The 16,361-nt window shown below is 66.2% G+C and carries 13 protein-coding genes; 3 read left to right on the top strand and 10 right to left on the bottom strand.

Going from position 1 to position 16,361, the window contains the following annotated elements:
- Positions 1 to 16 precede the first annotated feature (16 nt).
- The 5 genes from JANGC3_RS0117680 to JANGC3_RS0117700 form a co-directional block, all read right to left on the bottom strand.
- Positions 17 to 640: a sulfite oxidase heme-binding subunit YedZ gene (locus JANGC3_RS0117680; RefSeq protein WP_017877826.1), complete on the bottom strand. Its 624-nt coding sequence runs from the start codon at positions 638 to 640 to the stop codon at positions 17 to 19.
- Positions 641 to 646: 6 nt separating this feature from the next.
- Complete coding sequence (msrP, locus tag JANGC3_RS0117685; protein ID WP_017877827.1) at positions 647 to 1,627, bottom strand: protein-methionine-sulfoxide reductase catalytic subunit MsrP; 981 nt, start codon at positions 1,625 to 1,627, stop codon at positions 647 to 649.
- A gap of 100 nt (positions 1,628 to 1,727) precedes the next feature.
- A complete protein-coding gene (gene ccsB / locus JANGC3_RS0117690) occupies positions 1,728 to 2,876 on the bottom strand; it encodes a c-type cytochrome biogenesis protein CcsB (RefSeq protein ID WP_026133131.1) in 1,149 nt (382 codons plus the stop codon).
- A gap of 136 nt (positions 2,877 to 3,012) precedes the next feature.
- Complete coding sequence (locus JANGC3_RS0117695) at positions 3,013 to 5,121, bottom strand: cytochrome c biogenesis protein ResB (RefSeq protein ID WP_026133132.1); 2,109 nt, start codon at positions 5,119 to 5,121, stop codon at positions 3,013 to 3,015.
- Positions 5,122 to 5,273: 152 nt separating this feature from the next.
- Positions 5,274 to 5,954, bottom strand: a complete 681-nt coding sequence (locus tag JANGC3_RS0117700; RefSeq protein WP_026133133.1) for a c-type cytochrome — start codon at positions 5,952 to 5,954, stop codon at positions 5,274 to 5,276.
- 160 nt (positions 5,955 to 6,114) lie between these two features.
- On the opposite strand from JANGC3_RS0117700, the gene yihA reads away from it, so the two are divergent.
- A complete protein-coding gene (gene yihA / locus JANGC3_RS0117705; RefSeq protein ID WP_017877831.1) occupies positions 6,115 to 6,852 on the top strand; it encodes a ribosome biogenesis GTP-binding protein YihA/YsxC in 738 nt (245 codons plus the stop codon).
- Positions 6,853 to 6,973: 121 nt separating this feature from the next.
- The gene (hemB, locus tag JANGC3_RS0117710; RefSeq protein ID WP_026133134.1) at positions 6,974 to 7,990 is read left to right on the top strand and encodes a porphobilinogen synthase; all 1,017 of its coding nucleotides are present in this window, start codon (positions 6,974 to 6,976) and stop codon (positions 7,988 to 7,990) included.
- 86 nt (positions 7,991 to 8,076) lie between these two features.
- Here hemB and JANGC3_RS0117715 read toward each other — a convergent pair whose 3' ends face one another.
- From JANGC3_RS0117715 to JANGC3_RS0117735, 5 genes are all read right to left on the bottom strand, one after another.
- The gene (locus JANGC3_RS0117715; protein WP_017877833.1) at positions 8,077 to 8,961 is read right to left on the bottom strand and encodes a hypothetical protein; all 885 of its coding nucleotides are present in this window, start codon (positions 8,959 to 8,961) and stop codon (positions 8,077 to 8,079) included.
- Positions 8,962 to 9,128: 167 nt separating this feature from the next.
- On the bottom strand, positions 9,129 to 12,233 hold the full coding sequence (locus JANGC3_RS0117720; RefSeq protein WP_026133135.1) for an efflux RND transporter permease subunit: 3,105 nt from the start codon (positions 12,231 to 12,233) through the stop codon (positions 9,129 to 9,131).
- Positions 12,230 to 13,402, bottom strand: a complete 1,173-nt coding sequence (locus tag JANGC3_RS0117725; protein WP_017877835.1) for an efflux RND transporter periplasmic adaptor subunit — start codon at positions 13,400 to 13,402, stop codon at positions 12,230 to 12,232. Before JANGC3_RS0117725 ends, JANGC3_RS0117720 begins: the two co-directional genes overlap by 4 nt.
- A 159-nt stretch (positions 13,403 to 13,561) precedes the next feature.
- Positions 13,562 to 14,920 (bottom strand): ATP-binding protein, encoded by a 1,359-nt coding sequence (locus tag JANGC3_RS0117730; RefSeq protein WP_157406710.1) that lies wholly within the window; start codon positions 14,918 to 14,920, stop codon positions 13,562 to 13,564.
- On the bottom strand, positions 14,917 to 15,645 hold the full coding sequence (locus JANGC3_RS0117735) for a response regulator (protein ID WP_017877837.1): 729 nt from the start codon (positions 15,643 to 15,645) through the stop codon (positions 14,917 to 14,919). The genes JANGC3_RS0117730 and JANGC3_RS0117735 overlap by 4 nt, the downstream gene beginning before the upstream one ends.
- Before the next feature lie 201 nt (positions 15,646 to 15,846).
- Here JANGC3_RS0117735 and JANGC3_RS0117740 point away from each other — a divergent pair, with 201 nt between their 5' ends.
- Complete coding sequence (locus JANGC3_RS0117740; RefSeq protein ID WP_017877838.1) at positions 15,847 to 16,329, top strand: Spy/CpxP family protein refolding chaperone; 483 nt, start codon at positions 15,847 to 15,849, stop codon at positions 16,327 to 16,329.
- Positions 16,330 to 16,361 lie beyond the last annotated feature (32 nt).

Raw genomic sequence — 16,361 nt, forward strand, 5'->3', positions numbered from 1 at the left:
ACAGACACAGAGGGTGCTAGGCGGCCTTCGCGGCGGCGGCTTTGCTGCGCGCCCAATACAAGCGAATACCGAGCAATAGCGCGACGATCAAGCCAAATAAGATAGGTTGTGCAAAGTTGTTTTTGCCGGCCTTCATCCACCAGAAATGCAGGATGGCCAGCGGCGCGATCAGGTAAACCAGCCGGTGCAGCCACTGCCAGCGCTTGCCGCCGAGCCGGCGCACCATCGCGTTGCTACTGGTGGCGGCCAGCGGGATCAACAGCACGAAGGCGCTGAAGCCGACCGTGATGAAGGGCCGCTTGAGCACGTCGCGCCACATTTCGGCCAGGTCGAAAAAGTGGTCGAACCACAGGAACGTGGTGAAGTGCAGCGCGGCGTAGAAAAACACGAACAGGCCCAGCATGCGCCGCAGCTTGACCAGCCAGTTCCACTTCGCCAGCCGGCGCAGCGGCGTCAAGGCCAGGGTAATGCACAGAAAATACAGGGTCCAGTCGCCGCTGCCGCGGGTGAGGAACTCCAGCGGTTCGACCAGCTGGCCGGTCGCGCTCAGCCACACCATGCGCCCGAACGGTAGCAGCGACAGCAGGAACAGCGCCACTTTCAGCCAGCTCAGCTGTTTGGGGTTCGGATTGAATGGCATGGCTGCTTAAAAGAATTTTTTCAAATCCATGCCGGCGTACAGGGAGGCGACGTCGTTGTAGCCGTTGAACATCAAGGTCTTGCGCTTGCGCGCCAGGAAGCCGTCCTCGCCGATGCGGCGCTCGCTGGCCTGCGACCAGCGCGGGTGGTCGACTTCCGGGTTGACGTTCGAGTAAAAACCATACTCCGACGGCGCCGACACGTTCCAGGCGGTGCGCGGCGGCTCCTTGACGAAGCGGATCTTGACGATCGACTTGGCCGACTTGAAGCCGTACTTCCACGGCAGCACCATGCGCACCGGCGCGCCGTTCTGGTTCGGCAGCGTCTCGCCGTACATGCCCAGCGTCAACAGGGCCAGCGGATGGTTCGCCTCGTCGATGCGCAAGCCCTCGACGTAGGGCCAGGTCAGCACGCGGCTGCCGACGCCGGGCATTTGCTTCTTGTCGGCCAGGCTGACGAACTCGACGTATTTGGCGTTGCCGGTCGGCTCGACCTTCTTGATCAGCTCGGAAAACGAATAGCCGACCCACGGAATCACCATCGACCAGCCCTCGACGCAGCGCAGACGGTAGATGCGCTCCTCCAGCGGCGCCAGCTTGAGCAGCGCGTCCAGGTCCAGCGTCATCGGTTTTTTCACTTCGCCTTCGATCGTCACCGTCCACGGCCGCGTCTTCAGCGTGCCGGCGTTGTGCGCCGGGTCGGCCTTGTCGGTGCCGAACTCGTAGAAGTTGTTGTAGGTGGTGGCGTCCTTGTAGGCGCTCGGCTTGTCCATCGACGAGTACGCCGGATTCAGGCGCGCCGGCAGCTTCGGGTTGGCGCCGTTCTGGGCGAACGCTTCGCGCCCGGCCATGGCCAGCAGCGAAGCGCCGGCGATCGAGCCGGCCCCGATGTGCTGGATGAAACGGCGGCGCGACTCGAACACCTCGCGCGGCGTAATTTCGGAAGAAAACGGCAGGTCGATACCGTTGGGACTGCGTTGGATCAGCATGGCGGCTCCGGGACAGAAAGAGAAGGGATTGCGTCTTGGTCGCGCCAAGACTGACTAACCTTACACTATCCGGCCCGAATTAATCGTGACTTAATGTCGCCTACAGTTTGCCGTAAGAATGCAGGCCGGACAGGAACATGTTTACGCCGAGGAAGGCGAAGGTGGTCACCAGCAGGCCCACCAGCGCCCACCAGGCCGCCACGCGCCCGCGCAGGCCCGTCATCAGGCGCATGTGCAGCCAGGCGGCGTAGTTGAGCCAGACGATCAGGGCCCAGGTTTCCTTCGGGTCCCACGACCAGTAGCCGCCCCAGGCCTCGGCCGCCCACAGCGCGCCGAGGATGGTGGCGACGGTGAAGAAAGCGAAACCCACGGAAATGGCCTTGTACATGACGTCGTCGAGCACTTCCAGCGACGGCAGGCGGTCGACCAGGCGGCCGTGCGACTTCAGCAGGTAGGCCGCGGCCACCATGGCCGACAGCGCGAAGGTGCCGTAGCCGATGAAGTTGGCCGGCACGTGGATTTTCATCCACCAGCTTTGCAGCGCCGGCACCAGCGGCTGGATGTCGGCGGCGTCGCGCGTGACGGTGTACCACAGCAGGAACACCACCGCGGCCGTGATCACCAGCATGACGAAGGCGCCCAGTTGGCGGGTCGCGTAGCTTTGCTCGTAGTACAGGTAGAACATCGCCGTGATCAGGGAAAACAGGATGAACACTTCGTACAGGTTCGACACCGGGATGTGGCCGACGTCGCTGCCGACCAGATACGATTCAAACCAGCGCACCAGCATGCCGGTCAGGCCCAGCACCACGCCGGCCCAGCACAGCACCGAGCCGACCGACGAGCCGAAGTCGGAGCGCGCCGCCAGGCCGATCCAGTAAAACACCGTCGACAGCACGAAAAAGGTGCCCATCCACAGGATCGCCGACTGGCTCGACAGCATGTACTTGAGGAAAAACCGGGTATTCGCCGCGTCCAGGTTGCCGCCGTACAGCGACACCGCGAACAGCGCCAGCAGCGCCGCCAGCGGCATCAGCCAGCGCACCGGCTTCCAGTGCCAGCCGAGCCAGGCGAAAGTCGGCGCGCACGCCAGCATGATCACCTTCTCGTAGATGTCCATATAGGCGCCGAAGCGGTTCAGGCCGTACAGCGAGCCGCACAGCAAGAGCGCGCCGAACAGCCAGTCGAGCGTCGTCAGGCGCTTGAAAAAGCCCGGCGCGCGGGTATAGGTTTGTTGTGTCAATTCCATCATTCTCTCCAAAACCCGGGGCGCCGCGGCGGACGTCCGGATATCACTGTCGCTAGCGTCATGCGGCGTGCTCCGCTAGTGTCGTGCTGCGCTGCCGTGGCGCCGCGCCCTTGCGGGAGCGCCGCGCCACACTACCTTACGCCGACTGCGGCAACTTCGCTTTCAAAGCCTCGAATTCCTTCTCGAAGTCGAGCGTCTTGCGTTGCGTGCTCATCGCCATCAACGCCTCGGCGCCGCCGCTACCGTCGGCGCCGTCCTTGATCCACACCCACAGGCGGCGCTCGCGGATATAGAACATCGCGAACACGCCCAGCACCAGGAACAGGCAGCCCAGATAGACCACGCTCTTGCCCGGCGAACGCGTCACCTGCAGCACCGAGGCCTTGATCTCGGTAAAATCGTCCAGTTGCAGGTAGACCGGCGCGCCGTAGAAGAAGCTGTCCGACAGCGCGTTCGTGGCCAGTTGCAGGAAGCGGCCGTGGACTTGGTCGCCCGCCACCGGCGCCAGGCCGTCCTTGGCGCGCGCGGCCTGCCACAGGTCCCACAGGCTGCCGTTGAGTATCTTCATGAAAATGTCGGCGGCCTTTTCCTGCTCGGCGGCCGGGATTTTCTCAAGGAAACGCGAAATGGCCAGGAAACCGCCGTCCTTGCCGTCGCCGGCGAAAATGCCCAGGCTCTTCGCGGCCGACTCTTGCAGTTGCAGCCGCAGCGCCTCGGCGCCGGCCTGCGGCATGGCCCGCTGCGCATAGCGCGCGGCGGCCTGGCCGCGCAGCGCCGGGTCTTGCAGCGCGGCGCGCAAACGCATCCACTCGTTGACGCTGTGGCCGTCGTCGGCGGGAATGCGCAAAAAGCTGAACGGGTCGCCCGGATTGACGCGCATACCGGCCAGGAACACGGTGGCGCCGTCGACGCTGACCGGCTGCATGTAGTTCTGGTATTCGCGCGCCTGGCCGGTCTTGTCGCGCAATTTGTATTGCACGCTCGGGCCGACGTTCTTCAAATCCTTGTTGTTGGCGTTTTTCGCCGCCGAGCCGAGCCGCTTGTCGAGCCCGACCGCGAACTGCTCGTTCAAGCTGGCCGTCTTGCTGACGGCGCGCACATCCTGGCCGGCCGCGAGGTTTTCCACGTTGAACGGGCGAAAGCCCGACCATTCGACCGTATACGCCTCGCCCGACGCCAGCGCCAGCGGCGTGCTGCCGCTGACCTCGCCGGCGATGTCGAAGCGCGCGGTGGCGCTGCCGGTCATCGGGAAGCCGGTCAGTTTGAGCTTGCTGCCGCCGTCCTCAAAGCTGGACTGGTACACCGCCAGCCCCTTGTACAGCAAGGGCTCGTTGACCTTGATGGTGGCGGCGAAGCTGGCGCCGCTCTCGTGGTCTTTGATCACCACGTCGCTGGCAAACAGCTTGGGCATGCCGGTGCTGTAAAAGTCGATGTGGAATTTTTTCAGGGAGATGGTGAACGGCAAATCCTGGATCAGCACGCCGGTGGCCTGCGGAATCACGGCGGCGTTGCTGCTCGCCCCCTCGGGAATCATGGTGTTGCCGCGGAAGGTGGGATTGGACAGGCTCAGCCGGTGCTTTTCCGGAATGTCGGCGATCACGCCGCTGCCGGCGAACGGCGTCTTGCCCATGAACCACTGCTGGAAGCGGATCGGCATGTCGGAGTCGAGGAAGCCGCCGATGCAAATAATGACGATCGCGCTGTGCGCGAAGATATAGCCGAACTTGTTGGCCGCGCCGCGCTTGGCCGCCACCAGCGTGGCGTGGCCCTTGTCGACCACCTTGGCCTTGTAGCCGGCGTCTTCCAGCCGCGCCACGGTCTGTTGCGCCAGCGCCGCGCGCGCCAGCGGCGAGCGCCATTCGCCCTTGTGGTGGAAGTTGCGCAGCGATTGCTCGCGCACGTTGTCGCGCCAGCTGCGCATGTCCTTGAGCATTTTCGGCGCGTTGCGCACGATGCACAGCGACGTCGACGCCACCAGGAACGCCATGATCAGCAGGAACCACCAGGCCGAGTACACCGCGTACAGGCTGAGTTTGTGGAACACCTCGAACCAGAACGGCCCGAACTGGTTCACATAGCTCGGCATCGGCTCGTTCTGTTTGAGCACGGTGCCTATCATCGAGGCAATCGCGATCAGGGTCAGCAGGCTGATCGCGAAACGCATCGAGGAAACCAGTTCGACGGTTTCGGCCAGCGCCCGGCGGCGCGTTTTCAACTCAATTCCGGTGGTGCTTGGGGTGCTCATGCTCAACACAATCTCAAAGTATGGCGGCACTCATGGCGACGCTGCGGGCATGATACTAACAAAAAGGGCAGCCCGCTCACGCTGCCGCCCTTTTGCCACCCGCCGCGGGCCGAGGCCCGCCGCCAGACATACCGCGTAGTGCTTGTTTCCGCTTATTTCAAACCGGCGACGTAGTCGGCGACGGCCTTCATTTCATCGTCCGACAGGCGCATGGCGATGGTCGACATTTGCGCGCTGTTTTTGCGCGCGCCGCCGCGGAACGCGGTCAGCTGGGCCACCGTGTAGTCCTGGTGCTGGCCGCCGAGGCGCGGGTACTGGATCGGCATGCCGGTGCCGGAGGCGCCATGGCAGCTGGCGCAGGCCGGCACGCTTTTCTCGGCGATGCCGCCGCGGTAGATGCGCTTGCCCAGTTCAACGGTGTCCTTGTTTTTCGCGGCGCCCGGTTTCGGCGTTTGCACGGCGAGGTAGGCGGCGATGTTTTTCTTTTCGGCGTCGGTGAGCATCTTGGCGAAGCCCGTCATGACCGGCTGGTTGCGTTCCGGCTTGGTGAATTCCACCAATTGCTTGTTCAGGTAGACTTCGTTCAGACCGGCCAGTTTCGGGTTGGCGGCGATGGTCGAATTACCGGCGGCGCCGTGGCACGACACGCACGCCGGCAAACCGCGGGCGGCGTCGCCTTCGGCGTACAGGGTGGCGCCCTTGCCGGCGTCGGCCTTAACCACGGCGGCTTCGGCGTGAGCCGGCTTTTTCTCTTGGTTTGCCGATGCGGCGGCCGAGACGGCCAGCAATGCGGCGAACAAGGATTTTACAAATGGTGAAAACGCACGATTCATTCAAACACCCTGAGACTAGTCAAAAAATTAGTGGTAAAGATTGTCGCCGCAGCGGGCTTTGATGTAACGGCCGCTTTCGATGTCAACAATTCGTAACCCCTTATTGTACAATAGCTTCCTCGCGTTTTCGCCCCCTTTTGTTGCAATTTCTCCCCATCCCATGTCTAAACTCTGGCAAGCCCGCTTCTTTACGACCGTCAACCAACTGCGCGACCTGCCCGACACCACGGTGCCGGAAATCGCATTTGCAGGTCGCTCCAACGCCGGTAAATCTACCGCCATCAATATTTTGTGCAACCAGAAAGGGCTGGCGTTCGCCTCCAAGACCCCCGGCCGCACCCAGCACATCAACTACTTCTCGGTTGGCGGCGCCCACGTCGCGCAGCACCGCAAGGACGAAGCCATCATCGACGAGATCGAATGCATGATGGTCGACTTGCCGGGCTACGGCTACGCCGAGGTGTCCGGTTCGGCCAAGCTGCACTGGCAGCGCCTGCTGGGCGACTACGTCCAGCGCCGCGAACAACTGGCCGCGCTGATCCTGATCATGGACTCGCGCCGCCCGTTCACCGACCTCGACATCCAGATGCTGGAATGGTTCGCCCCGACCGGCAAGCCGATCCATTGCATCCTGACCAAGGCCGACAAGCTCAACCGCAACGACTCGACCAACGTGCTGCGCCAGACGCGCGCCAAGCTGGCCAGCTACGTCGACGAAGACGGCGTCGGCTTCCCGTTCACCGCGCAACTGTTCTCGGCCTTGAAACGCATCGGCATCGAAGAAGCCAACGACAAGATCCTGGAACTGGCCGGCGTCAGCGACGACGGCGCCGGCGCGCCGGCCGAGCCGGTCGAGATGCAGGACAGCGACGAGCCGGAGCCGGGTTCGGCTTCGTAGTCGGCCTCGTATTCGGTTTAGTAACGCGCTTCACACCGGGCCGGCGGTCCGGGTCGCGGCGGCCGCCCGTTGCCGCGCGCCCGCCGCCGGCGACCACTTCATTCCTTTGATGGTATTCGCGATGCACAACTCACAAGCCCCCGCCCAGTTCCCCGGTATCCGCATGCGGCGCATGCGCCGCGACCCGTTTTCGCGCGCGCTGATGCGCGAAAACACGGTCACCGCGTCCGACCTGATCTACCCGGTCTTCATCCTCGAAGGCACGAACCAGCGCGAACCGGTGCTGTCGATGCCGGGCGTCGAGCGCGTTTCCGTGGACCTGCTGCTGAAGGTGGCCGAGGAATGCGTGGCGCTGGGCATTCCCGTGCTGGCGCTGTTCCCGGTCATCGACGCGGCGCTGAAGACGCCCGACGGCGTCGAGGCGACCAATCCGGACGGACTGGTGCCGCGCGCCGTTCGTGCGTTAAAACAACACTTTCCCGAACTGGGCATCCTCACCGACGTCGCGCTCGACCCGTTCACCAGCCACGGCCAGGACGGTTTGCTCGACGCCAACGGTTACGTGCTCAACGACGAGACCACCGCCATGCTGATCCGCCAGGCGCTAACCCAGGCCGAGGCCGGCGTCGACGTGGTGGCGCCGTCGGACATGATGGACGGGCGCATCGGCGCCATCCGCGCCGCGCTGGAGCAGCACGGCCTGATCCACACCCGCATCATGGCCTACTCGGCCAAGTACGCGTCGGCCTTCTATGGCCCCTTCCGCGACGCGGTCGGCTCGGCCAAGAACCTGGGCAAAAGCGACAAAAACACCTACCAGATGGACCCGGCCAACAGCGACGAGGCGCTGCGCGAAGTCGGACTCGACCTGGCCGAGGGCGCCGACATGGTGATGGTCAAGCCGGGCATGCCCTACCTGGACATCGTGCGCCGGGTCAAGGACGAGTTCAAGGTGCCGACCTTCGCCTACCAGGTCAGCGGCGAATACGCGATGCTGAAGGCGGCCGCGCAAAACGGCTGGCTCGACCACGACAAGGTGATGATGGAGGCGATGCTGTCGTTCAAGCGCGCCGGCGCCGACGGCGTGCTGACGTACTTCGCGCTGGACATCGCGCGCCTGCTGAAGGCGCGCGCGTAACACGCCGCGCCCCGGTCAAAACGCCAAAAGGACAGGCCGCGCCAGCGCCCTGCCCTTTTTTTACGCCCAGGCGCCGGCCACGCCGCCTACCGGCGCGCGCGGTACTCGGGGAAAAATTCCTTCAGCAAAAACGCCTGCAACTCCGCCGTGTCCTCCACCCGCGCGCTCATCGGCACGTTGCGGCCGAGGCGGTGCGATTCCCAGACGAAGTCGCCGGGCTTTTCCTTGCGGATCAAGTCGATCATTTTCTTGACGATGGCCGTCTCGATGTCCAGTTCGGCGCCCAGCTCCACCTGCACCTGGTTCAGCCAGCGGCGCTTGAAGTTGGTGTTCCAGCCGCGGAACTTGATCGTCGCGCTGAACGAGTTCTTCTCGACGATCGAGAACACGCCGCCCGAATCGTCCTTGTCGCTGCCCGCGTTCTTGCCCTGCGCGCCGGCGATATTCGCCCGCGCCACCCGGTTGGCGCGGTCGTTCTCGCTTTCCGGGGCCTCCGGCGCCGCTTGCGCGCCGCGCTGTTTTTGCCGCGACGCGATGTAGGCCGCCATGTCGACCTCCTGCACCGGCGTCGGCACCGGCGCCACCACCGGCGGCACGATGGTTTCCAGCTTCGGCTGGCGCGGCGGCTTCGGCGGCGTGATCGCCGCCACGCGCGGCTGGCGCGACGGCGGCGGCGGCGGCTTGACCTTGCTCGGCGCCGCCGGCTTGGCGGGCGCCTTCGGCTGCGGCTTGTCGGCCAGCGGCGCCACGTACACCATCGCGCTCTCGCGCGTCGGCGGCGGCAGCGGCCGCTGCGCCGGCGGGCGCAGCAGGTAATACCCGACCATCAGCACATGCAGCAGGATCGACAGGGCGATGCCGAGCCGGTTCGAGCTGTTGCGCTCCCCGTAACTTGGCGGCGGCTTGATCAACTGGCCGCAGGTTTCGCAGTAATCGGTCTCGCCAGCGGTGATGTGGGTCTTGTCATGCAAAATGAATCAGGCTTTCAGTGGGATCAAGATCGAAAAAATGCAGCCATAGTGCCAGAATCCCAAGTTTTTGGGAACGGCGGGCGGCGCCGCGCGCGCCCGCCGCCGTCCCCGCTTGCCTGCCGCCAGAGTACAAGATGGCGCGCTTGGCGGTTGTTACAAGATGTATCTCAATGGCCGGGCGCGGTGGTGCCCGCGGCGGCGGCCAGCTCGGCGTCGCCCATCGGCCCGCCGCCGCTGTACTTGTCGAGGAACAGGTAAATCACCGGCGTGATGAACAGCGTGATCACCTGCGAGAAGATCAGGCCGCCGACCACGGCCAGGCCCAGCGGCTGGCGCAGCTCGGCGCCGGCGCCCAGGCCGAGGGCGATCGGCAAGGCCCCCATCAGCGCCGCCAGCGTCGTCATCATGATCGGCCGGAAGCGCAGGATGCAGGCCTCGCGGATCGCCGCGGCCGGCGCCATGCCCTCGTTGCGCTGGGCGTGCAGCGCGAAGTCGATCATCATGATGGCGTTTTTCTTGACGATGCCGATCAACATCAGGATGCCGATGATGGCGATCATCGTCAGGTCCAGCCCGAACAGGCGCAGCGTCAGCAAGGCGCCCACCGCCGCCGACGGCAGGCCGGCGAGGATCGTCAGCGGATGGATGTAGCTTTCGTACAGCACCCCCAGCAGCACATAGATGACGCCGAGCGCGGCGACGATCAGGATGATCTGGCTCGATTGCGAATCCTGGAACACCGCCGCGTCGCCGCCGTACTTGGTGATGATTGACGGCGGCAGGCGCATGTCGCGCCCCATCTGCTCGATCTTGCCGGTGGCCACGCCGAGCGGCACGTCCGGCGCCAGGTTGAACGACACCGTGATCGCCTGCAACTGGCCCTGGTGGTTGACGGCGGTCGGGCCGACGGTGCGCTCGACCGTGGCAAAGCTCGACAGCCGCACCAGCTGGCCGGCTTTGCTGCGCACCGACACCTTGGTCAGCGCGTCGTCGAACTGCCGGTCGGCCGCGGCCGCCTCCAGGATGACGACATAACTCGCCGCCGGCGAATAAATCGTCGACACTTGGCGCTCGCCGAAGGCCAGGTACAGCGCGCTGCGCACGTCGGCCATTTGCACGCCCAGCACGCTGGCCTTGTCGCGGTCGATCTTCAGCGACGCTTGCAGGCCGCGGTGTTGCGAATCGCTGGTGACGTCGCGGAACGCCGGGTCGGCGCGCATGCCGTCGATGTATTTGGCGGCCCAGTCGCTGAGCGCGTCCGGGCTGACGCTTTGCAGCGTGTACTGGTAGCGGCTCTTGCTCGGACGACCGCCCAGCTGCAGGTTTTGCACCGGCTGCAGGTAGACGGCGATGCCGGGCACGGCGCGGGTGGCGCGGCGCAGGCTGTCGAGCACCTGCGCCATCTTGGCGCGCTGGTCGCGCGCCTTGAGCACCATGAACATGCGGCCGGTGTTGCCGCCGCTGACGAAGGAGGTCACGTCCTGCACGTTCGGGTCGGCCTGCAGCACGGCGGCGACGCGCGCCTGCAAGGCCAGCATCGCCTCCGAGGAGATGTCTTCGGCGGCCTCGGTGGTGACGCGGATCTGGCCCAGGTCCTCCTCGGGGAAGAAGCCCTTGGGGATGGTCGCGTACAGCAGCACCGTCAGCGCGAACGTGGCCAGCGCCACCAGCAGCACCAGGGTGCGGTGCGCCAGCGCCTTGTCGAGCCAGCGCACGTAGCCGTTTTTCAGCTTCAGGAAGCCGGCCTCGACATGCCGGCCGACGAAGCTGGCGTCGCCGGGGCCGTCGTGCGAGTCGGCCGGCAGCAGGCGGCTGGCCAGCATCGGCACCAGCGTCAGCGAGACCAGCGCCGAGACCAGGATCGACAGCGAGACCACCACCGCGAATTCGTGGAACAGCAGGCCGATCACGCCCGGCATGAAGAAAATCGGGATGAACACGGCCACCAGCGACACCGAGATGGAGACGATGGTGAAGCCCATTTCCTTGGCCCCGACCAGCGCCGCCTGCATCGGCTTCTTGCCCATCTCGATGTGCCGCACGATATTTTCCAGCACCACGATGGCGTCGTCGACCACCAGGCCGACCGCCAGCGTAATGCCGAGCAGCGAGACGTTGTCGAGGCTGTAGCCGAGCCAGTACAGCAGGGCCAGCGCGCCCAGCAGCGAGATCGGCATCGTAATACCGGGGATGAAGGTGGCGGCGGCGCGCCGCAGGAACAGGAAAATCACCAGCACCACCAGCACCACCGTCAGCGCCAGCGTCAGGTTGACGTCGTGGATCGCCTCGCGGATCGACACCGAGCGGTCGTTGACCAGGCTGATCTTGATCGAGTCCGGCAATTGCGCGCGCAAACGCGGCAGCAGCTTGCGCACCGCGTCGACGACCTGCACGGTGTTGGCGCTCGGTTGGCGCTGCACCAGCAGCACGATCGAGCGCTCGCCGTTGTAGCTGCCGGCCGTCTTCACCGACTGGTAGCTGTCCTCGACGTCGGCGACGTCCTTCAGGCGCACCGGCTGGCCGTTGCGGTTGGCCACGATCAGCTCGGCGAATTCGCTGGCCTTCATCAATTGCGCGTTGCCCTGGATGGTCAGGGTCTGCTGCGGCCCGTCCAGGATGCCCAGCGGCGAATTGGCGTTGGCGGCGCGGATCGCCGTGGCCAGCTCGTCGAGCGTCAGGTCGCGCGCGTTCATCAGGTCGGCCTTGGCGCGCACCCGCACCGCGAAGCGTTTCTGGCCGTTGACGGTGACTTGGGCGATGCCGGGCAGCGTGGACAGGCTGGGCGCGACCAGGTTTTCGGCGAAGTCGTTCAAGTCCGACAGGTTCATCGACGGCGACGTCATCGCCATGAACAGCACCGGCGCGTCGGCCGGGTTGATCTTGCGGTAGGACGGCAGCTCCGTCATCTCCTGCGGCAACTGGCGCTGCGCCCGCAGCAGCGCGGCCTGCACGTCGACGGCGGCGACGTTGACGTCGACGCTGGTGTCGAACTCCAGCGTCAGCGAGGTCGCACCGAGCGTGCTGGTCGAGGTGACCAGGCTCAGGCCGGCGATGGTGGAAAACTGCTTCTCCAGCGGCAACGCCACCGACGAGGCCATCGTCTCCGGACTGGCGCCGGGCAGATCGGCGCTGACGTTGATGACCGGGGTGTTATAGCTCGGCAGCGCGGCGACCGGAATGTTGATGTAGGCCAGCACGCCGACCAGGATCAGGCTGAGCGACAGCAGCACCACCATCACCGGGCGGCGTATGCACAATTCGGACAGGTTCATCCCGCTTGGCCTTTCTTGCCGTGGGCGCCGCCCTGCCCCTTGCCGGCCGGCGCGCCATTGCCGGCCTGGTCCGCGAGGCGGACCTTGCCGCCGGGGCGCAGGTTTTGCTTGCCGTCGACAATGACTTTCTCGTCGCCGTTCAAGCCCGAAACGGCCGCGTTCAAGCCGAACGAGTGCAGCCGCGCCACCGGGCGCACCTTGGCGGTGCGGTCGGCCTCCATGGTGTAGACGAAGACGCCGGTGCTGTTGCTGATGATGGCGTTTTGCGGGATCACCAGCGCGTCCTTCAGCGTCTGCACGGTCAGGCTGGCGGCGACGTACTGGCCGGGCCACAACTGGGTGTCGCGGTTGTCGAACTGGGCCTTGAGGCGGATCACGCCAGCCACCGGGTCGACGCTGCTGTCGATAAAGCTGAGCGCGCCCTGCACTTGCCTGCCGCCGACGCCGGCCGCCACCGGCACGGCGCCGGCCTTGTGCGCCGCCAGCAGCGCCGCCAAGGCGCTTTCCGGCAGCGTGAAGCTGACGTTGATCGGGTTGAGCTGGGTGATGCTCGTCAACACGCTGGCCAGTTGCACCAGGCTGCCCGGGTACACGCCGATGGCGCCGACCCGTCCCGCCATCGGCGCGCGGATGCCGGCGTAACCGGCGTCGACCTGGGCCGCGCGCAAGGCCGCCTGGTCGGCGCCGAGCAGCGCGCGCGCCGAGTCGAGCTGGCTTTTCAGCGTGTCGGCGGCGCTCTGGGCGATGAAATTTTTGCCCAGCAGCTCAAGGCTGCGCTGGTACTGCCGTTCGGCGTCGGCCAGCCCGGCCCGGTCGCGCGCCACCTGGGCGCGGGCCTTGTCGACGGCGGCCTGCTGGTTGCGGGCGTCGAGCGTAAACATCAGCTCGCCGGCCTTGACGAACTGGCCCTCGCGGATGTGCACCGCGGCGATGGTGCTGGTGATTTGCGGGTGCAGTTCGACGCTGCTGATCGGCGTCACGTTGCCGTTCGCCTGCAGCAGCACCGGCACGTCCTGGCGCCGCGGCGTGGTGACGGTGACGACGGTGGGCGGCTGGCCGGCGCCGGCCTGGCCCGGCGCCGGTGCGCCGCCTTGCCGCGTGGCATACCAGGCGCCGGCGCCGATGCAGACGGCGACGCCGACCAGGAGTCCAACAGTGGATTTTTTCATTCGCTCGCGCCTTCGCGGGGGAAGGCTGTCTGGGTTAATCAACGTTTACACAATGTTGCCAACACGCATTAGGCGTGGCATTGTCGCACAAGGGCATGCAGACCGGGCCGGTGCGGCGCCGCCGGCCGGGGCAGCTTGCACGCCTTCCGCCCAACTGGCTTACTTGCCCGGGCGGTATTCCGGCACCGTCAGCGTCACTTCCAGGCCGCCGCCGGCGTGGTTCGCCAGCAGCAGGCCGACGCCGTGCTGCTCGGCGATGTTGCTGGCGATCGTCAGGCCCAGGCCGGTGCCGCCGGACTCGCGCGAGCGCGACGTCTCGATCCGGTAAAACGGTTCGAACACCTTGGCCATCTGCTCGGCCGCGATGCCGGGGCCGCCGTCGCGGATGCGCACGCGCGCCGCGCCGGCCTCGCGCTCTACCGTGACGTTGGCGTACTGGCCGTACTTGACGGCGTTGTCGATCAAGTTCACCAGGCAACGCCGCAGCGCCATCGGCCGGCCCATCAGCGCCATGCCGGCGTGCCCGCTCAGCGCGACCCGCTGGCCGGCGTCGCTGGCGTCGGCGCACACGCTGTCGAGCAGCGAATCGAGGTCGAGCGCCTGCATCGCCTCGCTGCTGTCCATCGAGCGCGCCAGGTCCAGCCCCTCCTTGACCATGTGCTGCATCGCCGACAGGTCGCCCACCAGGCGCTCGTGCAACTCCGGCTCGACGACCTTTTCCAGCCGCAGCCGCAGCCGCGTCAGCGGCGTTTGCAGGTCGTGCGTGATGGCCGCCAGCATCTGCGTGCGCTGGAAAATGTGCTGGCGGATGCGCGCCTGCATCGCGTTGAAGGCGGCCGCGGCGAGGCGGATCTCGCTGGCGCCGGACAGCTCCAGCGGCGGATGGTTGATGTCGTTGCCGAGGTCGCGCGCGGCCTGCGCCAGTTGCTTCAGGGGGCGCATCGTCATCCGCGTGACCAGGTAGGCCAGCAGCGCGATGCTGGCCAGGAAGGGCAACAGCGTCGCCCATTCGTTCTTGCCGCGCCCGGGCGGGCCGCGCGGCGGCAACACCGACAGGTGCAGCAACTGGCCGTCGCGCATATGCACGTTCATGCTCTCGCAGGCGCCGCTCCACTGGAGCGTGCCGAACAGGCCGCTGCGCCGGCGCGGCCGCTCGCAGGCGGCGGGGCGCTCGGCCAGCGGCGCCAGGTGGAAGTCCGGCCCCAGCCGCTGCCCCAGCGCCAACGAGAATTCGGTCGGCGCCAGCTCCGGCGCGGCCGGCCTGTCGGCGCGCGCCTCCAGGCGCACGCCGCCGCGGTTGGCCACCTTCAGATAGGCGGCGCGCGCGGCCGCCGGCACCACGTCGGCCGTCAGGATCACCTGCTCGGCGCGTTCGAGGGCGTGGAAGTCGCGGTATTGCTCGATGGTACGCTGGCGCTCGCCCAAGGCCAACCACTGCGTCAGCGCGGCCGAGGCGGCCATGCCGAGCAGCAGCACCAGGAACACCCGCCCCGTCATCGAACCGAGGAAGGCCTTCACGCCGGCGGCTCCACGCTGACCTGGCCGGCCAGCACGTAGCCGCCGTTGCGCACGGTCTTGATGATTTGCGGCAAGCGCGCGTCCTCGCCCAGCTTCTGGCGCAGGCGGCTGATCTGGATGTCGATTGAGCGGTCGAACGGGTCGGCGTCGCGGCCCTGGGTCAGGTTCAGCAACTGGTCGCGGTTGAGCACCCGGTTCGGATGCTCGAGGAACACCCGCAGCAGGCGGAATTCGGCGCCCGACAGCATGATGACGATGCCGTCCGGGTTCAGCAGGTGGCGCGCGGCCAGGTCCAGCGTCCAGCCGGAAAAGCGCATCCGCTGCGCCTTGTCGGATGGCGCGTTGGACGGCATCGCGTGGCTGCGGCGCAGCACGCTGCGCACGCGCGCCAGCAGTTCGCGCGGCTCGAAGGGCTTGGGCAGGTAGTCGTCGGCGCCCATCTCCAGGCCGAGGATGCGGTCGAGCGGCTCGCTGCGCGCCGTCAGCATGATCACCGGCACGCTGGACTGGGCGCGCAGCTTGCGGCACAAGGTCAGCCCGTCGTCGCCGGGCAGGTTCAGGTCGAGCACGATCAATTCGGGACGGGCCTCGTCGAGCAGCTTCCACATGGCGACGCCGTCGGCGGCGCCGAGGGTGCGGTAGCCGTGGGTTTCGAGGTAGTCCGCCAGCAGCGTACGAATGTCGCGGTCGTCGTCGACGATCAGAATGGTGGTTGTGGGTTCCATGCCGCGATTATCCCCAGTTCGGCGCGGCCTGAACAGGCCAATTGTATCGTCATGTATATAGCGAGCCGGACGAAACAATTGGATACAAACTGCCGCCTGCGCGACACTTGTTTGAAACATCGAACGGCGATGATGGGTTCATGTGCAGCGCCAACCGGTTGCTGTGACGCATAAGCCCGTTTAACACTTAAAGGAAACAAGATGAACACATTACGCAAAAGCCTGTTGATTGGTCTGACCGCGCTGGGCATGGGCGCGACGACGCTGGCGGCGCACTCGGCCGAAGACGGCCACCACGGCCAAACCGCGACGCAGGAGCAGCGCGGCGCCAAGCACGCCGAACGCATGGCGCAACACAAGACCCAGCTGCACGACAAGCTGAAACTGTCGGCCGCGCAAGAACCGGCCTGGGCCGCCTTCGGCGCGGCGGCGGCGCCAACGGGCCCGCACGCCCGGCCGGACCGCGCGGCATACGCCAAGATGACGGCGCCGGAGCGCCTGGAGAAGCACATCGCGATGCAAAAGGAGCACCTGGCGATGCAGGAAAGCCGCCTGGCGGCATTGCGCACCTTCTACGCGGTGTTGACGCCGGAACAGCAAAAGGTACTGGACGCCAATATGCACGGCGGCTGGCGCGGCGGCCACCATGGCCACCATGGCCACGACGGCATGAAGGTACAGTAAGCAGTCAGCAAGCGACATCACCCGGGGTCGGG

This window comes from Janthinobacterium sp. CG3 (genome assembly GCF_000344615.1).
GTDB lineage: Bacteria > Pseudomonadota > Gammaproteobacteria > Burkholderiales > Burkholderiaceae_D > Janthinobacterium.

Bases quoted from the DNA above. Each gene is read 5' to 3' on its own strand.
- JANGC3_RS0117680 (WP_017877826.1), bottom strand. From the start codon at position 640: ATGCCATTCAATCCGAACCCCAAACAGCTGAGCTGGCTGAAAGTGGCG.
- msrP (WP_017877827.1), bottom strand. From the start codon at position 1,627: ATGCTGATCCAACGCAGTCCCAACGGTATCGACCTGCCGTTTTCTTCC.
- ccsB (WP_026133131.1), bottom strand. From the start codon at position 2,876: ATGGAATTGACACAACAAACCTATACCCGCGCGCCGGGCTTTTTCAAG.
- JANGC3_RS0117695 (WP_026133132.1), bottom strand. From the start codon at position 5,121: ATGAGCACCCCAAGCACCACCGGAATTGAGTTGAAAACGCGCCGCCGG.
- JANGC3_RS0117700 (WP_026133133.1), bottom strand. From the start codon at position 5,954: ATGAATCGTGCGTTTTCACCATTTGTAAAATCCTTGTTCGCCGCATTG.
- yihA (WP_017877831.1), top strand. From the start codon at position 6,115: ATGTCTAAACTCTGGCAAGCCCGCTTCTTTACGACCGTCAACCAACTG.
- hemB (WP_026133134.1), top strand. From the start codon at position 6,974: ATGCACAACTCACAAGCCCCCGCCCAGTTCCCCGGTATCCGCATGCGG.
- JANGC3_RS0117720 (WP_026133135.1), bottom strand. From the start codon at position 12,233: ATGAACCTGTCCGAATTGTGCATACGCCGCCCGGTGATGGTGGTGCTG.
- JANGC3_RS0117725 (WP_017877835.1), bottom strand. From the start codon at position 13,402: ATGAAAAAATCCACTGTTGGACTCCTGGTCGGCGTCGCCGTCTGCATC.
- JANGC3_RS0117735 (WP_017877837.1), bottom strand. From the start codon at position 15,645: ATGGAACCCACAACCACCATTCTGATCGTCGACGACGACCGCGACATT.
- JANGC3_RS0117740 (WP_017877838.1), top strand. From the start codon at position 15,847: ATGAACACATTACGCAAAAGCCTGTTGATTGGTCTGACCGCGCTGGGC.